Consider the following 14,509-nt stretch of genomic DNA (forward strand, 5'->3'; position numbering starts at 1 on the left):
GAAATAGTAACATCGGCGCCTTTATTAGAAAAGATTTGAATACTGAAACGCAGCATTCTATATTTGCAACGATGCAGAACCTGAACGACTTGTTCTATTTTGTCCAAGTGGTCACGCACGGCGGCTATGCTGCTGCGGCACGGATAACGGGCGTGCAAAAATCGACCTTAAGCAGGCACATCACCAATCTGGAAGAGTTTTTGCAGGCAACGCTGATCTACCGGTCAAGCCGCCGTTTTGCACTCACTGAGGTCGGGGCTGAATATTACCGCCAATGTCTTGTTGTGCTCGAAAATATTGAGGCTGCACAGCGGATCATCGACCGCAATTACGAGGAGCCAAACGGCACCATCCGCATTGTCTGCCCCGTCGGGCCGCTCAATTATAAAATCAGCGATTTGATTACAGAATTCATGCAGCACTTTCCCAAGGTTGATGTGCATCTCAAATGCATGAACAGAAATGTAGATGTGATCGGCGAAGGATATGATCTCGTTATTCGCGAGGACAATAACGGATATCAGGAGAATAATGCGCTTGTGACCCGTGTGATTGGTGCAAATCCGCAATATCTCGTCGCCGGCAAGGATTTATTCAGCAATGCGTCTCCGCCGGCAGAACCGAAAGATCTCGCAGGATTTCCGACCCTTGCTTTTGGCTTTCCCAAAATTGAACGTGCTGTCAGCGCCGGCCGTCCTCACTATGAATGGTCATTCCGTGATGAACGCGGTCGTGCGCAGCGCATCAGACATGTGCCGCGACTGATAACAGACAGCCATGAAACATTGCGCAATGCAGTGATACGCGGTCTGGGTATCGCACAATTACCGCTCTGGATTGTTAGCGGGGATATAAAAACAGGACAGCTGATACAGTTGTTTCCCGATTACCGACTTAATGAGCCGGTAATTCATGCTGTATATCCCTCAACCAAAGCGCAGGCACCCAATATCCGTGCTCTTGTTGGTTATCTGTCAGAGTCACTGAGCCTGAGCCGGCAATAAAAACCGTTTATGGTTTCTTCAGGTTCTGTTGCTGTTGGCTATAGGCACGTTTGGCTTCAATCAGCAGGTCTTTCTTGGTGTCACTTGCAAAATTCAGCACCCGCTCAACCGTGCTATCACCGAGTTTCAGCACATCCACATCCAGATAATTGCCGGAACCTGCGGTTAGTTTGGCGATAATCATCTCGGGATTACCGTCGCCGGTAATATCCGCAAAACTGACACGCGGCTCGCCCTTGTCACCAAAAACAGAGCCGTCGCGTGCAAAAATTCCGCCGCCAAGATAGTCAATCAGCCCGTCATCTTTATAGAGCGCAACCGTGTAACTGCCGATAGATGCAGGTTCCAGATCACCTTCTGAAATCACTGCAATCCGTTTATCCGGCAGTGGCATCATCACCGCATTTCTGGCGGATGCAGGCGCAACCAGCAGTGTTGAGACCAGAGCTGCGGCTAAAATCTGCTTTGAATATTGCATTGTTTTTTCCTGACATCTTTGAAAAATCTTTAAACAATTTCCCAAAGATGCCCGCACAATAAGACTTTCCTGTGATGCATCACTGCTTGAGTGCCGCCCTTTCCTCTTCCGCTGACAGCGGCGCACCGGCCTGAATGGACTGCAAATAAATATCGACAGTTTCCTGTGCTGAGGCAGGGATATAATTTTGCGTATCCTGCTGTGAAGCCAGAGCAAAACGCAATTTCCAATCTTCCTGTTCAAGACAAGACACAGCCACATAGCCGGACTGCCCCGCGCTGTTCAGACGAAACTCACGGCAGAGATGATTTTCCCCGTCACGGAAGCTGGCAATCACCTGCATTGAGGCATTCTGCTCAGCCAGATTGACAGTCTCGCCGGAAGCCACTTTATGCAATTGCGCCTGCACGGCAGATGCTGTGAGCGAAGCAAGACCTGCGCCTTCAGGCTGCGCATTTTGCAGGCCGCTTTGCCCCATGAAATAACCGCTGAAACCGGTAACCGCAGCCAGCAAAACAGCTGCAGCGGCTGCCGACCAGTTGGCTGCAAAAAGCGGTTTGCGCGGCTTTGCACGAAACGGAACAATGACATTCTCGTGCTCTGCATCCGCTGAAACCGGCTCTGCCACTTCAGCAGTTTTCTGCTGTTTTTCCTGCTCATGGCGTGCAACCATGCCCTGCACAGCAGCCATTAATGCCTCCGGCACAGGCTCATCCAGCATCGGCCGCAAAGCGTCCTGTGCAGCCGCGCGGGTTTCCATAAACAGCGCCACGCGCGCGATCAGCGCATCGTCATGCTCCATAGCGGCTTCAATACGCGCCGTTGTCTCTTCATCCAGCTCGCCATCGGCAAAGGCCATCAGCTCTTCATCGCTGAAATCTTTATGCGGTTGGGATTGTGTCATTGATTACCGCCTTTCACAGGGGATAAACGCATGGGATCCTTGTCTATTCCCGTTCGTTCAGCAAGATTTTTCCGCGCTCTCGCCAGCCTGCTCATCACAGTACCTATCGGTATCTCAAGCAGCTCCGCAGTCTCCTTGTATGAAAGCTCTTCCACACAGACCATAAGCAGCACCTCGCGCTGCTCGTCAGGCAAATGCCCGATTGCTTCCGACACATTTTGCAGGGTCATACGGGCAATAGCCGCATCTTCACCTGATGGTGTACTGATATCTTCATGATTGGCAATATCATCGCTGATACCGGCAGTTTTCTGCCTGCGTAATGTATCAATCCAGATATTGCGCAGGATGCGGAACATCCATGCATCAAAGCGTGTGCCGGGCTGAAAACTGTGTTCTGCGGCCAGTGCTTTTTCACAGGCGGCCTGCACCAGATCGTCCGCTAACTCGCGGGAGCGGCACAAAGCGATAGCAAAACGGCGTAAATTCGGTAAAAAACCTATTAAACGCTGTGAAAAACTTAGTCCGTCATCTGTCATAAGAGGATTCTGTCCGAAAAATCGAATAAAACACCGAGCCATACGTTCTGCATTTGGGCAATCTTACGATAAAGCCCATCAACAGAAAACTGGAACAGATCAATGTTAAATTGTCTATACAGGCATACCGGCAGGCTTCTCCGCTCTGCCAGTCTTTTATTTGTTGCGACGGGTATTGTAACAACCGCTCCGTCGCTGATGCTTTCCGCTGAGTTCTCTGTCGTCAGTGCCGCTTATGCAGATGATGATGACGGTGATGGTGGCAGCAGTGATGATGACGGAGGATCCGGTAATAGCGGGCGCTCCGGCAGTGACGGCGGCAAACGCTTTCGCGGGCCGCAGACGCTGATGGACTATCTGGACAACCGCCGCCAGATACAGGCGCCCAGAACCCGCAGCACGGTAAAGAAACGTCAACAGGCAGCACCTGTTTACGAGCCCCGCAGACTTGTGGCACTCGGTCTCAGCGATGAGAATATTGCACAATTACAGCAACAGGGTTTCTCTGTGGCTGACAGAGTGGAAATGCGCCTGACAGGAGCACAGCTCACGCGCCTGCAAATACCGACAAAAATGTCATTGCAAACTGCACGCCAGCGGGTATCCGCGCTCGTGCCGGATGCGGTGGTTGATTTCAACCATTATTACCAACCGGAACAGACAACCGCCTCGAAAACGGAAGCAAAACCGGCTCCCGCAGCCTGCAACGGCACAGACTGCACGCTGATGCGTGATCTGATCGGCTGGAATGAGCCGAAAGCCGGTGCCGCAACCTGCACCACACTGCCAAAGATCGGCCTGATTGATACGGCAGTTAATCCGGATCATGAATCGCTCAAACAGGCGCGTCTGGAAATCATCCGCCTCAGTGATGATGAGCTACCGCAATCAGGCACGCAGCATGGTACAGCCGTTGCGGCTCTGCTTGTCGGCACTGAAAACAGCCGTGCACCGGGCTTGCTTCCGCAGGCAGAACTAATTGCAGTGGATGTGTTTCACGGCACCAAAGGCGATAATAACCGTGCCACAACCTATGACCTGATCCGCGCAATTGATCTTCTGGCGGAAAAACAGGTGCCACTCATCAATATGAGCCTTTCAGGACCGGATAATTTATTGCTGCAAAAGGCCGTAGAGGCGGCGGCACAACGTAAAATAACACTGGTTGCAGCTGCGGGCAATGAAGGCCCTCATGCCAAACCGGTTTATCCTGCCGCCTATCAGAATGTGATTGCGGTAACCGCGGTTGACCGCAACGGCAATCCTTACAGGCGCGCTGTGCGCGGCGAGCATATTGATCTGGCTGCACCGGGTGTGGGTGTCTGGACGGCAGCCTCCATATCCGGCGCACGGCAAAAGACCGGCACATCTTTTGCAGCACCATTTGTCACTGCCGCAGCAGCAAGGCTGAAAGCTGAAAAGCCCGATCTGGATAACCGGCAAATTGCGGAAGAACTGAGCCGTCAGGCCAAAGATATGGGAAAACCCGGTCATGACCCTGTCTTCGGCTGGGGGCTGATTAATGCGCAGGCTCTTTGCACCAGCTAATAAAAATTAAGCCCTGCAATGGATATTGCAGGGCTTATAATTAAGGCGCTTGTTTTGTTCAGGCGGCCATCCGATGGTTCATCATCATACCGATCATCACCATACGTACGGCATCTTCCGAGGCATGTGCCAATAATTTAGGGGCGGCATCAATCGCATCCTCCAGTGAGCAGGGGCGGCTCAGGATAGATGCGAAAGCATCAATACCGTGATCGAGATTGAGGCGTACGCCCTTCCCGATTGTACCCGCCAGCGCGATCACCGGAGTACCGCGTTTTTTGGCGCGTAAGGCCACCTCTGCAGGGACTTTGCCGAATGGTGTCTGCCCGTCCAGACTGCCTTCAGCTGTAATCACCAGATCAGCATCCGTCAGATAACGATCAAGATCGAGATATTGCATAACGATCTCATAGCGCGGATGCAGCTTGCCGCAGAGCAGACCCAGCACCGCAGCACCCAAGCCGCCGGAAGCCCCTGCCCCTTGCGCCGCGCCAACATCTATACCGGTCGCCAGACCGATGTGATGCGCATAATTTTCCATAGCATGGGCCAGTATTTCCACCTGCTCCGGCGTAGCGCCTTTCTGCGGGCCAAAAACACGAGCCACGCCACGCTCTCCCAGCAACATATTATGCCAGTTCACAGCCGCATCAATCTGCACAGTTTCAAGACGCGGATCGCGATTGCTGATATCAATTGCGGCAAGTTTGCCAAGAGCAGCGCCACCGGCATCCAGCACGAGCCCTGCACTGTCGAGCAGTTTAATACCGAGCGCCTGCGCCATACCTGCGCCGCCGTCATTAATACCGCTGTCACCGCAGCCCAGCAGAATGCGCTCGGCACCGGCATCCAGTGCAGCTTTGACCAGTTCACCGACACCATAACTGGTGGTCAGGCACGGGTTGCGCTGGTCACGGGGCACGAGGCTCAGCCCTGCGGCCGAGGCCATTTCCAGAACGGCCGTGCGCTTGGCGCCACCATTGGCACCGCGTGTGCCCAGAAATCCGAAATGTGCTTTCACCGGCAGACCGACAGGGCCCGTTACCATTACCTCATGCAATGTACCTTGCGTGGCATTAATCAGCGCTTTGGTAAAACCTTCGCCACCGTCTGCCATCGGCGCTTTAATAATATGTGCATCCGGCACAGCCCGTCGAATGCCTTTCTCAATCGCATCTGCAGCTTCGTCCGCGGACAGGCTTTCTTTGAAACCTGATGGGGCAACCAGAACAGTGATAGACATTGTGACAGTTTCCTTTGCAAATTGTGACAATTGAATTGCAAGGGAAGAACGGGGGCTGACGCGGTTTATTCCGCAAAATTTTATTTATTTTCAAAAAACATAAAAAAAGCCCCGATTTTTATCGGGGCTATGTAACTCTTTGAATTATTTCAGGCTCATCCCTTGTATCGGCCATATCAGCAAGGCGAATATCATCAACAAGGCAATGAATGGCACGATCAACCAGAGTGCCAGCCGCAGCAAGTCCCGCTGGTTGAAAGGTTGCGGATCAGCTGTGCCGAACAATGTGACAGGCTTTGCGGAAACCAGCAGTGTCTGGCAAAATCCGCTGGCCAGTGTAACCACCAGAATAAGCGGCGTGACTGCAATTCCGAGACCGGCCAGCGGCAGACAAAGCGCAGGTATCAGCACAATAGCGCGGGCAGTTCGGGAATTGATGACAATATGCGCCAAGGTCGCCGTGATCGCAGCAAAACCGATAATGAGCGCCGGATAACCGGCCAGTCCGGCACCAAAAGCATTCAGCATCCGCTGTGCGATCAGTTCCGCAGTACCGGTGGTAAGCAGCGCCTCGCCGATTACCAGAGTACCGGCTAAAAATAGCAGCAGGTTCCACTCCACCAGTTTCAGTGCTTTTTTAAAGGAAACCGGTGAGAGCTTTTCAGATGTCACCAGCAATGCGGCAATCAAGGCAATCAATGGCATATCAATGCCGTGTAATGCCGTAGTGGCAAACATCACCACTGTTGCGCCGGTAATCAGCAACAGCATTTTCTGCTGGCGTGTCAGTGTTGTTTCGTCCTGCTTATCCGTCCATTGCAGCAGCGATTGCTTGCGCTCTTCAGCATTCAAAAACAGGCGCAGAATAAGCTCGCAGGCAATCAGACTGATAAGCAGTGAGAATGGCGCAGCAAAAGCAATCCAGCTGAGAAAATCCATTTCACGACCACCGGTTCGGCTGATGAAATCCGCAGCTACCAGATGTGCGCCTGCACCGGTGAGTGACGCACCGGCAGACAGCAAAATAATCGTGGGGAACAACAAGGCCAAAGCGCGGGTGAAACCGGCACTGAATGCCGTACCGGCAATTGCCATATAGACAGGCAGCAAAATTGCTGCACGTGCGGAGGTGGAAGGAATGATGAAGGCCGTCATGAAGACAAATAATGTCAGCAGATAAAATAGTGACCGGACGGATTTCAGCCTTGTCAGATTACGCAGCAGCAACTTCTCAATCAGACCCGAGGCCTGCAAGACAGCAGCAAGAATGAAGGCCGCCAGCATCAGCCAGATTATGTCTTTGCCAAGCGCCGCATAGACAGCCTCATTACTTACGGTTCCGGTAACAGCCAGTGCTATTGCCCCACTGAGCGCCACAGGTGTTTCCGGCAGATCCAGTATCACCCAGCAAACAAGCGTGACGACGAAAACCGCAACGGACACCCGCATTGGCATGGTCAGCCCGTCAATTGCTCCAAAAATCAAAAGAGCCGAAAAACCAAGGATCAGTGCCGCAATGATTTGCTTCACTTGTTTCAGCGGCATTGCAGTCACTGGCACGACAGCTTTTGATGAATTGTCAGCCAGTTTAGCCGGTGTAAGTCTTGTAATATTATGAAGTGATTGTTCTGCCATTAGCCTGAGCCCTTATATATTTCTTGTCAGGGCTAACGGCTGAGGCATGAGATTATTCCGTTTTATTTCAAAATCGCACCGGTGCAGAATCACAAGCACCGTAAAAACACAGCAATAAGCGCGGCTTATCGGCTCCAACTATATCAAAGCCTGCCCGATCTCCACCCTTTGAGAAAAAGCAATCACACATCCGCTTGCATAAATGCGGCACGATGAAAAAGATCCGACAGGGATAAGGCGGTGCGCTGTAAATCAATGATAGTAACCGCAAAGTTACGCACATAATCTGCAATCAATTCGGCCATACCCCATTGATACGAAAGATCGCTTGGGTTAGAACGGCTTTGCTTTATATCAAAAGCGACTGCGCACCCGTAGCTCAGCTGGATAGAGTGCTGCCCTCTGAAGAGTCCGAGGGTCGCGATCAAGCTCTAAAACCTTTCTATTATTTCAATACTTTAAACAAGGTGACCACGCTTTTATAGCGTCACAATTGTATTCAGGCGCATCTCCGCAACTCAGGTAGACAAGCGCAGTTACTGTCCTTGTTAAGTGCCAATATACGAGAAAGAGCTGCCCTGAAAATCAGGATGAGGCAATTTTAAAAACCTTGGTTCCCTCGATGTTCCGACGTGTTTTTCAGTCATAAAACGGGTCAATCGGCACAACCTCGCCACTCTCCATGGCACCTATGTTTCCGGTCGTGTGACCATGATGCAAAGCCGGATGATATCGTCAAGCTCAGCCTTCGGTTTTATCCTTGGCACCTATAAAGGGGCATCCTACAGACTATAGAACTACCGGATGGAGTTTCTATGGCTACAATTCGTAAATTACGTGGACGCTGGCAGGCACAGGTTCGCCGTAAGGGCCTCAAACCGCGAGCCAAGAGTTTTGATACCAAAGCCGACGCTGAGAAGTGGGCGCGTAATCTCGAAACAGAATTGGATCGTGGCGGTGGCTTCATCGATACGCGCCTTGCCGAGAAAATGACACTCCGGGAATTGCTTGAGCGCTATCTTACAGAGATTACGCCGCAAAAACGCAGTGCTCAAACTGAGACTTATCGCATTCGCGTCCTAATGAAACATGAAATCGCGTATCGCACGCTTGCCATGCTTAGCCCTACTGACATAGCGCTCTATCGCGATAAAAGATTGAAGGTTGTTGCTACGTCTACAATACTTAAAGAGCTGAACACGCTAGCGCACGCCATCGACATTGGTCGTAAAGAATGGGGTGTTCATCTTATGCAAAATCCATGCCGGATGATCAGGCGACCATCACCGCCACGAGGACGTGAGAGACGACTAGAGGAAGGTGAAGAGCAAAAGCTATTAGAAGCCGCTGATACTGCTCGCAATCCTTATATGCGCTCACTCATTATCATCGCACTTGAAACAGCTATGCGCCAAGGCGAAATTCTTTCACTTGAATGGCAGGACATCGATTTTAATCGCCGGATAGCTCATTTGGATATGACCAAGAACGGTGAAAGCCGTGACATACCACTATCACAGCTTGCTTTACGAACGCTCATAGAGCTTCAAGAAGGCAGCATTGATCAGCGTGTATTTCCATTAACAAAATCAGCCGTAGGACAGGCGTGGGAGCATCTTCGTGATCGCGCCGATATGATCGACTTCCGGTTTCACGATCTGCGTCACGAGGCAATCTCGCGACTTTTAGAGAAGGGTTTGAATGTCATCGAGACTGCAACCATTTCCGGACACAAGGAACTGCGCATGTTGCAACGCTACAGCCATTTGCGTGCAGTCGATCTGGTTGATCGTTTAGGGTAGATCAATCTACTCTCATGAATTTTCAAACGATCATAGGAATTCACGAAGTCCTAGAAAAATCCGGATTTATTTTAGGGGATGGTTTCTGGCGCCGTAGCAGTCCGGAAACGTAACCACCGCTCCTGAGCTGCAACTTATCTTTCCATTATGTAAACTTCGATGCAGAAAAGTAGCTCAAGAGCACGCTGAGGCTTTATAAACTGGCACGGTTACAGCTCATGAGCTTCTTATATGGAATAAGAAAAATGTTGTCGCTATCTTGTCCGTAAGTTTACAGAAATGCGCCGATCAGAGCATTTTCGTGCTCATAGGGTAGATTAATCTATGCCCTCATGCATGACCGGACGATGAAACGTATTGAGAGTGCTGAAAACAGCTTCTCAGTCCTGTTGAAGCCGTCAAATAATTTTGGCTTGCCACCGCTTCAATCATAGCATTGCAAAAACCTCCGTCATCCCTTTTCATTTTCGCTATAGGCTAAACGTTAGTGCTCAACTGACAATTAACCCGTTTTAGCGCACCGCTTGGTGTGATGGAGAAGTTATGTCTAAATTTCACTTGGAAGAGTTCGAACGCCTTATGGATTCGACAAAAGCGTGCAAGCTGATCATGCCGGATGTGCTGGCAAGAGAAAGAGAGGTGGCGCGCAAAAAATTTTACGAATACCAGTTCATGTCCCCGCTTGCAGCCACACAACACTTTGCAGAGCTTTATAGTCAAAAAGCAAAAGCCTTTGCCCGAATGCACCAAGATATCGAAGCTGCTGAGAAGGTTCGTGGGATGGGGCGAAATCTTTTTGGTAAGCCAAGTGCCTCATTGACCGAGTTCTGGAATACACGTCTGAAAGCCGATCAAATGGGGGTGCCCTATGGTCTAATCATTGAATTTGGTTTTCATTTCGCAGGTCGTCGCAAATGGCGAGCTGCTCCCAGACCCGGACAGTTGTTTGGAAGTAAGAATTCAGGCGAAACCTGGCTTGAAATGTTTAAGAGCTACGCCGAGGAACACTTTACTCAGTTCACCCGGGAGCTAGCTGATCTCCCTCAGTATAGAAGCGAAAACTATCGTGGTTTGCAATCCCAAGACGACTTCCGGGAGTTTATCCGTGAGGCAATTGCTCGTCCCGGCAAACAGTGGGATCGTAAGATTATCCAAAACTGTATTGAGCGCCGATACTTGCCGCTGTCTGAAACACTTTACATGGTGCCGAAGGATTTGCGTAAGACTACCATTGAAAGCTTGCGATCTAGTATCCGCAGGGCAGAACCCACTCCAGCTCCGATTGAAAAACTGCTGTCTATTAGTTTAGTGCCCAGCTGCTGTGGTATTCCCTCGGCTTTGGATCACACAACGCCGGAGTGCTCTAACTGTCCCTTTGCTGAACTCTGCACCTCGATGTGCGAGACTGTGGGCGAACGTATGGTAAAGCGCTACGGTAGCCTTTCACCTCTTAAAGATAGCCGGGACGAAAAGCGAAAAGAAGGGCAGCGCCGCCGAACCGCGAGACACAGAGCTAAACAAGCAGAACTGAAGAAACTTCCCGGAAGTGTGTCAGGATAAGCCGGAGCGTGTTTGTGTAACGGTTAGCCTATATCTCTTCTTATTCTTAAATATATAAACTATAGGCTTACCGTTACACTTTCTCTCTTTTATCTCCGGATCCTAAAAACTACTCCGGCGTTAAAAAACGTATAGGTACTCGCCACCTTACAAACAAACGAATTAACATTCCGGATTTTAAAACAACTTTCCGGATCACGAGAAACCTTCGTAACAGCTTACCAGCAAATAAACTCTTCCGGACAACAAAACCCTCGCGGACCTCAGCAAGCGCGCCGGTGACTCTCTATGACTCAACCAAAGGCGCTCTCGGTCGCAATCTTATCCTTTCTATCCATGAGAGCCACCCCGGAATGAATAGAGTGGTTTCAGTCCAGCGCTTCAAGCGAGTTAGCACATCTCATAGAGCAAGCATTTCTATTATGCTGGTGCGCTGGTCGTTTAATATTGTTGGCTCAAACTACACATTGACCGAAAACGCCATAGAGAGTCACCTGCACGCGCTGCCTTCCGGACAGCACTTCTATCAAGCCGCACAAAGGAATGAGTCAGCAAGCCGCTACGAGTCAAATAACAGTATCCTGTTACGCAACATCCTTCAGTGCTCTAACTAACGTGCGTGGATGCAAATTATAGCGCTTGGCGAGCGCCTCCACAGAAGCAGAACCATCCTTAAGAGCAATATGTGCACTCCGGAGCTGTGTAGCCGTCATAGCAGGTTTGCGCTCGATCTTTTGCCCTCGTGCACGTGCAGCTTCCATTCCGGCTTTGGTGCGCTCACTGATCAATGACCGTTCAAACTCTGCCATCGCAGCAAGCAGATGAAACAGCAACCGTCCACCGGATGAGGACGTATCGATGGCTTCACTTAAGGAATGAAACTCCACCTCGCGCTCACCCAATTCAGATATCAGCCGAACCAGATCAACCAATGACCGTCCAAGACGATCTAACCGCCATACAACCAGCATATCTCCGGTTTGTAACGCCTTAAGTGCCTTGCTGAGGCCATCCCGTTCAAATTCAGCACCGGATACGCCCTGATCGGTATAAACCTTTGTGCACCCTGCGGCCTTCAATGCACTGAGCTGTAGATCAAGGTTTTGGTCGCTGGTCGAAACACGGGCATATCCTATTTTCTTCATCTTACTCATTCCGGATAACTAGCAATAAATATTCAGCTATTCCGAGATGAAGCTACCCGTTCCCCTCTTGACGAAAAGGAACCCTTTCGTGCGGCATGGGTTTAGTTGTTGACCGTTTAAGCCTGCCTATAAAAATCAAGGACTTCCGGTCATTAGAAAATAGCTATTCAAGCACTAGGAGAAGGGTTCCCTTTTGTGCGGTGATTATAGTGCACCTGTCGGAGAGCCAATGCGTATTAATAAGCAAAAAACAAACGGTCGTTTGCATCTAACCTATAAAAAATACTTATCAAAGGCAACCTTGGCTTTCGCAGCACTACTCGGCAGCACACCAGCATTTGCAGATGGGTTAGATACGGCATTTTATCTTGCCTCTCAGCACTACGCGGTGCTGAAAAGAGCATCCATTGCATGTGATAAACCGATACAGGAGCATGTCGATTATAAATCCAGAATGCTCTCAGTCCTCAGTGGACTGCCCAATGTTGATATCCTCAGCGCAAGCCAAGGCATCGAACAAGCATATCAGACTGATGCTCATTTAGGTGGTTTGGATTGCACAGATGCTCTTTTACAGCGCTATAAGCAGGTTATTGACAGAGGTGTAGATCGTGATCTTGAGTTTCTCGCGGATGAAGTTCGTAAAAAACAGTGATAAATTGGTAGATTAATCCATCAGCAAATATGTTTATTGGCGTTCAACCATGCTTCTAAAGCAATCAAAACGGCTGGCTGTAGACGGTCATCACGATCTAATGCCCTCCCTAAAGAAGGATTCAGTTTTTTAAAGCCCATCTCATGCATGACATCACCCTTGCGCAAATGACGTTTTGCAATGATTGCTAGTATTCGTGACTTTGCCCATGGCGATAATCTGCGGTCAATCGCAATTGGGGGAATGGTGCTACTAGTTGTGACGGGATGAGGCGTAGTTATACCATATTGAGCATGTAGCCAATTCTCGAACTCTCTACGTTCATTGGCGCTTGCCTTTTGCCATGCATTTTTAAGCTCAAGAAGTCGTGTTCTCGAGGTTTTTAAACCGCACGCAATCGCTGCTTCCGTGATAGTTCTGTATTTTCCGTCGATATAATCAACATAGTGAGCTGGATAATCCTTTAGCAAACGCTCTTCATAATAAGCTTTATCGCGTTTTGGCTGCTTGGCCATTTTAGGTCTCGTTCAACAAAGTTTATGAAATTATCAGAATACTTTTTGACGCTTGATCAGTTATTATTTAACATGATAAAGTCTATGGTAGGATATCAACACACATTCGTGAACGAATTAAAGTGGGTATGGGGTTCGACAGATTCTGAGATGCACAAATTGATCGAAAATTATCAATGATAAAAACTAAGAAATCTTAATTTAAGGTTTCATTTTCTTAATTATATCAATTAAACTTGATAGATCATCGATTGAAGATCCAGCATTAATTATTTTAGTATTGTCTTCCCAATTTGTAGCAGCATCAGCGTTCCAATTCTTAAAGGCTTCTTTAACTTCATCCCACGCAGCAGCAGCTCCGTAAGTCTCAATATACAATTGACCAAATTTGATTGCATGAATTCTATCGGCAGTCCGTAGCCCTTCCTTCATATAATTATTTGATAATACGAATGAGTATCTTGATATAACGCCAATTAATCCGGCCACAACGGCACCCCTGACAGTATAATAAGTCAAAACCTGCCAAGTTATTGTCTCTATAATATCCTTTAGTGATTTATATGTAATATAAGAGATAAATAAAACTCCTAAAATTAAAACAAATCCACCGATTCCAGACCAAACATAGGATACAAGTCTAAATTCTTTTTCTTTAGACTCTAATTTAGATATAGTTTCATTGACAAACGCACCAGAATTAATCTGTAGTCTCAGTTTGTTTTCTTCATTATATCTAGATTTCTCAGTTTCAAAATCAACTAGACTTTTATCTAATTCCTCTTGTTTAATACGAATATCGTTATACTTATTTTGGTGTTCTAAATCTATTTCTCTCTGTCTATGAAAATGAATTCGCTCATTTTCTTCCGCTCTCAACTGAACTTCTTGATAGCGCGCCTCCAACTCTTTTTCTCTTTCGGCAAGGCTCCTGCGCATTTCATCAGTATTACGAGCTAAGTTTTTTTCACGTGATGAATATTCAAGAGCCATTTCATGACGCTGTTTTTCAAGACCTTTTTCTCGCTCTGAAAGTGCCCGCATCATTTCATTGCGTTGTTTTTCAAGTTCTTTTTCTCGCCCTGAAATTTCCCTCATCATTTCATTGCGCTGCTTTTCATAGCCTTTAGACCTAGATGAAAGTTCAAGCGCCATTTCTGCACTCTGCATTTCTAATCTATCTTGTGTTTCAATTAGTTTTTTTCGTAATTGTAAAGATTCTTCATCTAAGTTTCTAAAATATAACTCTTCTTCACTAAGTTGATTTTTATTTTTAGAATTATTTTTGTTTATATAATCTTGCGTCATTACAATTTCTCATCAGATTCTATGTGCAATTAAGTTATCTTTAACTAATATACGGCGCCAGAACCTTAAATTGAGTTGAGATTGATTGCAATAAAGAATCACTTATAAATATATACTACTAACCTTAAAAACAAACATCGGATCTTATTTTATAAAACGTCGGCACAGCGCAC

General features: G+C 48.3%; 14 protein-coding genes. 5 read left to right on the forward strand and 9 right to left on the reverse strand.

All coding sequences use genetic code 11. The features are described from left to right. Window positions 1–71: 71 nt before the first annotated feature. Window positions 72–1,004, forward strand: a complete 933-nt coding sequence (locus tag LDL70_RS07140) for a LysR substrate-binding domain-containing protein (RefSeq protein WP_225688447.1) — start codon at window positions 72–74, stop codon at window positions 1,002–1,004. Between the two features lie 7 nt (window positions 1,005–1,011). On the opposite strand, the gene LDL70_RS07145 is transcribed toward LDL70_RS07140, so the two are convergent. The 3 genes from LDL70_RS07145 to LDL70_RS07155 all read right to left on the reverse strand — a co-directional run bounded on the left by LDL70_RS07145 (window position 1,012) and on the right by LDL70_RS07155 (window position 2,925). Continuing rightward, window positions 1,012–1,482, reverse strand: a complete 471-nt coding sequence (locus tag LDL70_RS07145; protein ID WP_225688058.1) for a PliI family lysozyme inhibitor of I-type lysozyme — start codon at window positions 1,480–1,482, stop codon at window positions 1,012–1,014. Between the two features lie 79 nt (window positions 1,483–1,561). Then, window positions 1,562–2,386, reverse strand: a complete 825-nt coding sequence (locus tag LDL70_RS07150; protein ID WP_225688060.1) for an anti-sigma factor — start codon at window positions 2,384–2,386, stop codon at window positions 1,562–1,564. Further along, complete coding sequence (locus LDL70_RS07155; RefSeq protein ID WP_022711802.1) at window positions 2,383–2,925, reverse strand: RNA polymerase sigma factor; 543 nt, start codon at window positions 2,923–2,925, stop codon at window positions 2,383–2,385. The genes LDL70_RS07150 and LDL70_RS07155 overlap by 4 nt, the downstream gene beginning before the upstream one ends. A gap of 102 nt (window positions 2,926–3,027) precedes the next feature. Here LDL70_RS07155 and LDL70_RS07160 point away from each other — a divergent pair, with 102 nt between their 5' ends. Beyond that, entirely contained in the window at window positions 3,028–4,473 is a 1,446-nt protein-coding gene (locus tag LDL70_RS07160; protein WP_225688062.1) for a S8 family serine peptidase, read from the forward strand. 58 nt (window positions 4,474–4,531) lie between these two features. On the opposite strand, the gene LDL70_RS07165 is transcribed toward LDL70_RS07160, so the two are convergent. From LDL70_RS07165 to LDL70_RS07175, 3 genes are all read right to left on the reverse strand, one after another. Then, window positions 4,532–5,716, reverse strand: a complete 1,185-nt coding sequence (locus LDL70_RS07165) for a glycerate kinase (protein ID WP_225688064.1) — start codon at window positions 5,714–5,716, stop codon at window positions 4,532–4,534. Between the two features lie 144 nt (window positions 5,717–5,860). Next, window positions 5,861–7,351: an SLC13 family permease gene (locus LDL70_RS07170; RefSeq protein WP_225688066.1), complete on the reverse strand. Its 1,491-nt coding sequence runs from the start codon at window positions 7,349–7,351 to the stop codon at window positions 5,861–5,863. Between the two features lie 182 nt (window positions 7,352–7,533). After that, the gene (locus LDL70_RS07175) at window positions 7,534–7,779 is read right to left on the reverse strand and encodes a hypothetical protein (RefSeq protein WP_225688068.1); all 246 of its coding nucleotides are present in this window, start codon (window positions 7,777–7,779) and stop codon (window positions 7,534–7,536) included. Between the two features lie 387 nt (window positions 7,780–8,166). Here LDL70_RS07175 and LDL70_RS07180 point away from each other — a divergent pair, with 387 nt between their 5' ends. Both LDL70_RS07180 and LDL70_RS07185 read left to right on the forward strand, forming a co-directional pair. Then, a complete protein-coding gene (locus LDL70_RS07180; RefSeq protein ID WP_225688070.1) occupies window positions 8,167–9,153 on the forward strand; it encodes a site-specific integrase in 987 nt (328 codons plus the stop codon). Between the two features lie 543 nt (window positions 9,154–9,696). Beyond that, complete coding sequence (locus LDL70_RS07185; RefSeq protein ID WP_225688072.1) at window positions 9,697–10,713, forward strand: hypothetical protein; 1,017 nt, start codon at window positions 9,697–9,699, stop codon at window positions 10,711–10,713. 584 nt (window positions 10,714–11,297) lie between these two features. Here the strand turns inward: LDL70_RS07185 and LDL70_RS07190 are convergent. Next, window positions 11,298–11,858 (reverse strand): recombinase family protein, encoded by a 561-nt coding sequence (locus tag LDL70_RS07190; RefSeq protein WP_225688074.1) that lies wholly within the window; start codon window positions 11,856–11,858, stop codon window positions 11,298–11,300. Window positions 11,859–12,087: 229 nt separating this feature from the next. Here LDL70_RS07190 and LDL70_RS07195 point away from each other — a divergent pair, with 229 nt between their 5' ends. Next, window positions 12,088–12,513 carry a hypothetical protein gene (locus LDL70_RS07195; protein WP_225688076.1) on the forward strand — a complete coding sequence of 142 codons (426 nt, stop codon included), beginning with the start codon at window positions 12,088–12,090 and terminating at the stop codon, window positions 12,511–12,513. A 20-nt stretch (window positions 12,514–12,533) separates the two neighbouring features. Here the strand turns inward: LDL70_RS07195 and LDL70_RS07200 are convergent, their stop codons facing one another. Further along, on the reverse strand, window positions 12,534–13,028 hold the full coding sequence (locus LDL70_RS07200) for a hypothetical protein (RefSeq protein WP_225688078.1): 495 nt from the start codon (window positions 13,026–13,028) through the stop codon (window positions 12,534–12,536). Between the two features lie 201 nt (window positions 13,029–13,229). Beyond that, window positions 13,230–14,336, reverse strand: coding sequence for a hypothetical protein (locus LDL70_RS07205; protein ID WP_225688080.1), 1,107 nt, complete (start codon window positions 14,334–14,336; stop codon window positions 13,230–13,232). Window positions 14,337–14,509: the final 173 nt, after the last annotated feature.

The organism is Pseudochrobactrum sp. XF203 (assembly GCF_020341615.1).
Lineage (GTDB): Bacteria > Pseudomonadota > Alphaproteobacteria > Rhizobiales > Rhizobiaceae > Pseudochrobactrum > Pseudochrobactrum saccharolyticum.

Bases quoted from the DNA above. Each gene is read 5' to 3' on its own strand.
- LDL70_RS07140 (WP_225688447.1), top strand. From the start codon at position 72: ATGCAGAACCTGAACGACTTGTTCTATTTTGTCCAAGTGGTCACGCAC.
- LDL70_RS07145 (WP_225688058.1), bottom strand. From the start codon at position 1,482: ATGCAATATTCAAAGCAGATTTTAGCCGCAGCTCTGGTCTCAACACTG.
- LDL70_RS07150 (WP_225688060.1), bottom strand. From the start codon at position 2,386: ATGACACAATCCCAACCGCATAAAGATTTCAGCGATGAAGAGCTGATG.
- LDL70_RS07155 (WP_022711802.1), bottom strand. From the start codon at position 2,925: ATGACAGATGACGGACTAAGTTTTTCACAGCGTTTAATAGGTTTTTTA.
- LDL70_RS07160 (WP_225688062.1), top strand. From the start codon at position 3,028: ATGTTAAATTGTCTATACAGGCATACCGGCAGGCTTCTCCGCTCTGCC.
- LDL70_RS07165 (WP_225688064.1), bottom strand. From the start codon at position 5,716: ATGTCTATCACTGTTCTGGTTGCCCCATCAGGTTTCAAAGAAAGCCTG.
- LDL70_RS07170 (WP_225688066.1), bottom strand. From the start codon at position 7,351: ATGGCAGAACAATCACTTCATAATATTACAAGACTTACACCGGCTAAA.
- LDL70_RS07180 (WP_225688070.1), top strand. From the start codon at position 8,167: ATGGCTACAATTCGTAAATTACGTGGACGCTGGCAGGCACAGGTTCGC.
- LDL70_RS07185 (WP_225688072.1), top strand. From the start codon at position 9,697: ATGTCTAAATTTCACTTGGAAGAGTTCGAACGCCTTATGGATTCGACA.
- LDL70_RS07190 (WP_225688074.1), bottom strand. From the start codon at position 11,858: ATGAAGAAAATAGGATATGCCCGTGTTTCGACCAGCGACCAAAACCTT.
- LDL70_RS07195 (WP_225688076.1), top strand. From the start codon at position 12,088: ATGCGTATTAATAAGCAAAAAACAAACGGTCGTTTGCATCTAACCTAT.
- LDL70_RS07200 (WP_225688078.1), bottom strand. From the start codon at position 13,028: ATGGCCAAGCAGCCAAAACGCGATAAAGCTTATTATGAAGAGCGTTTG.
- LDL70_RS07205 (WP_225688080.1), bottom strand. From the start codon at position 14,336: ATGACGCAAGATTATATAAACAAAAATAATTCTAAAAATAAAAATCAA.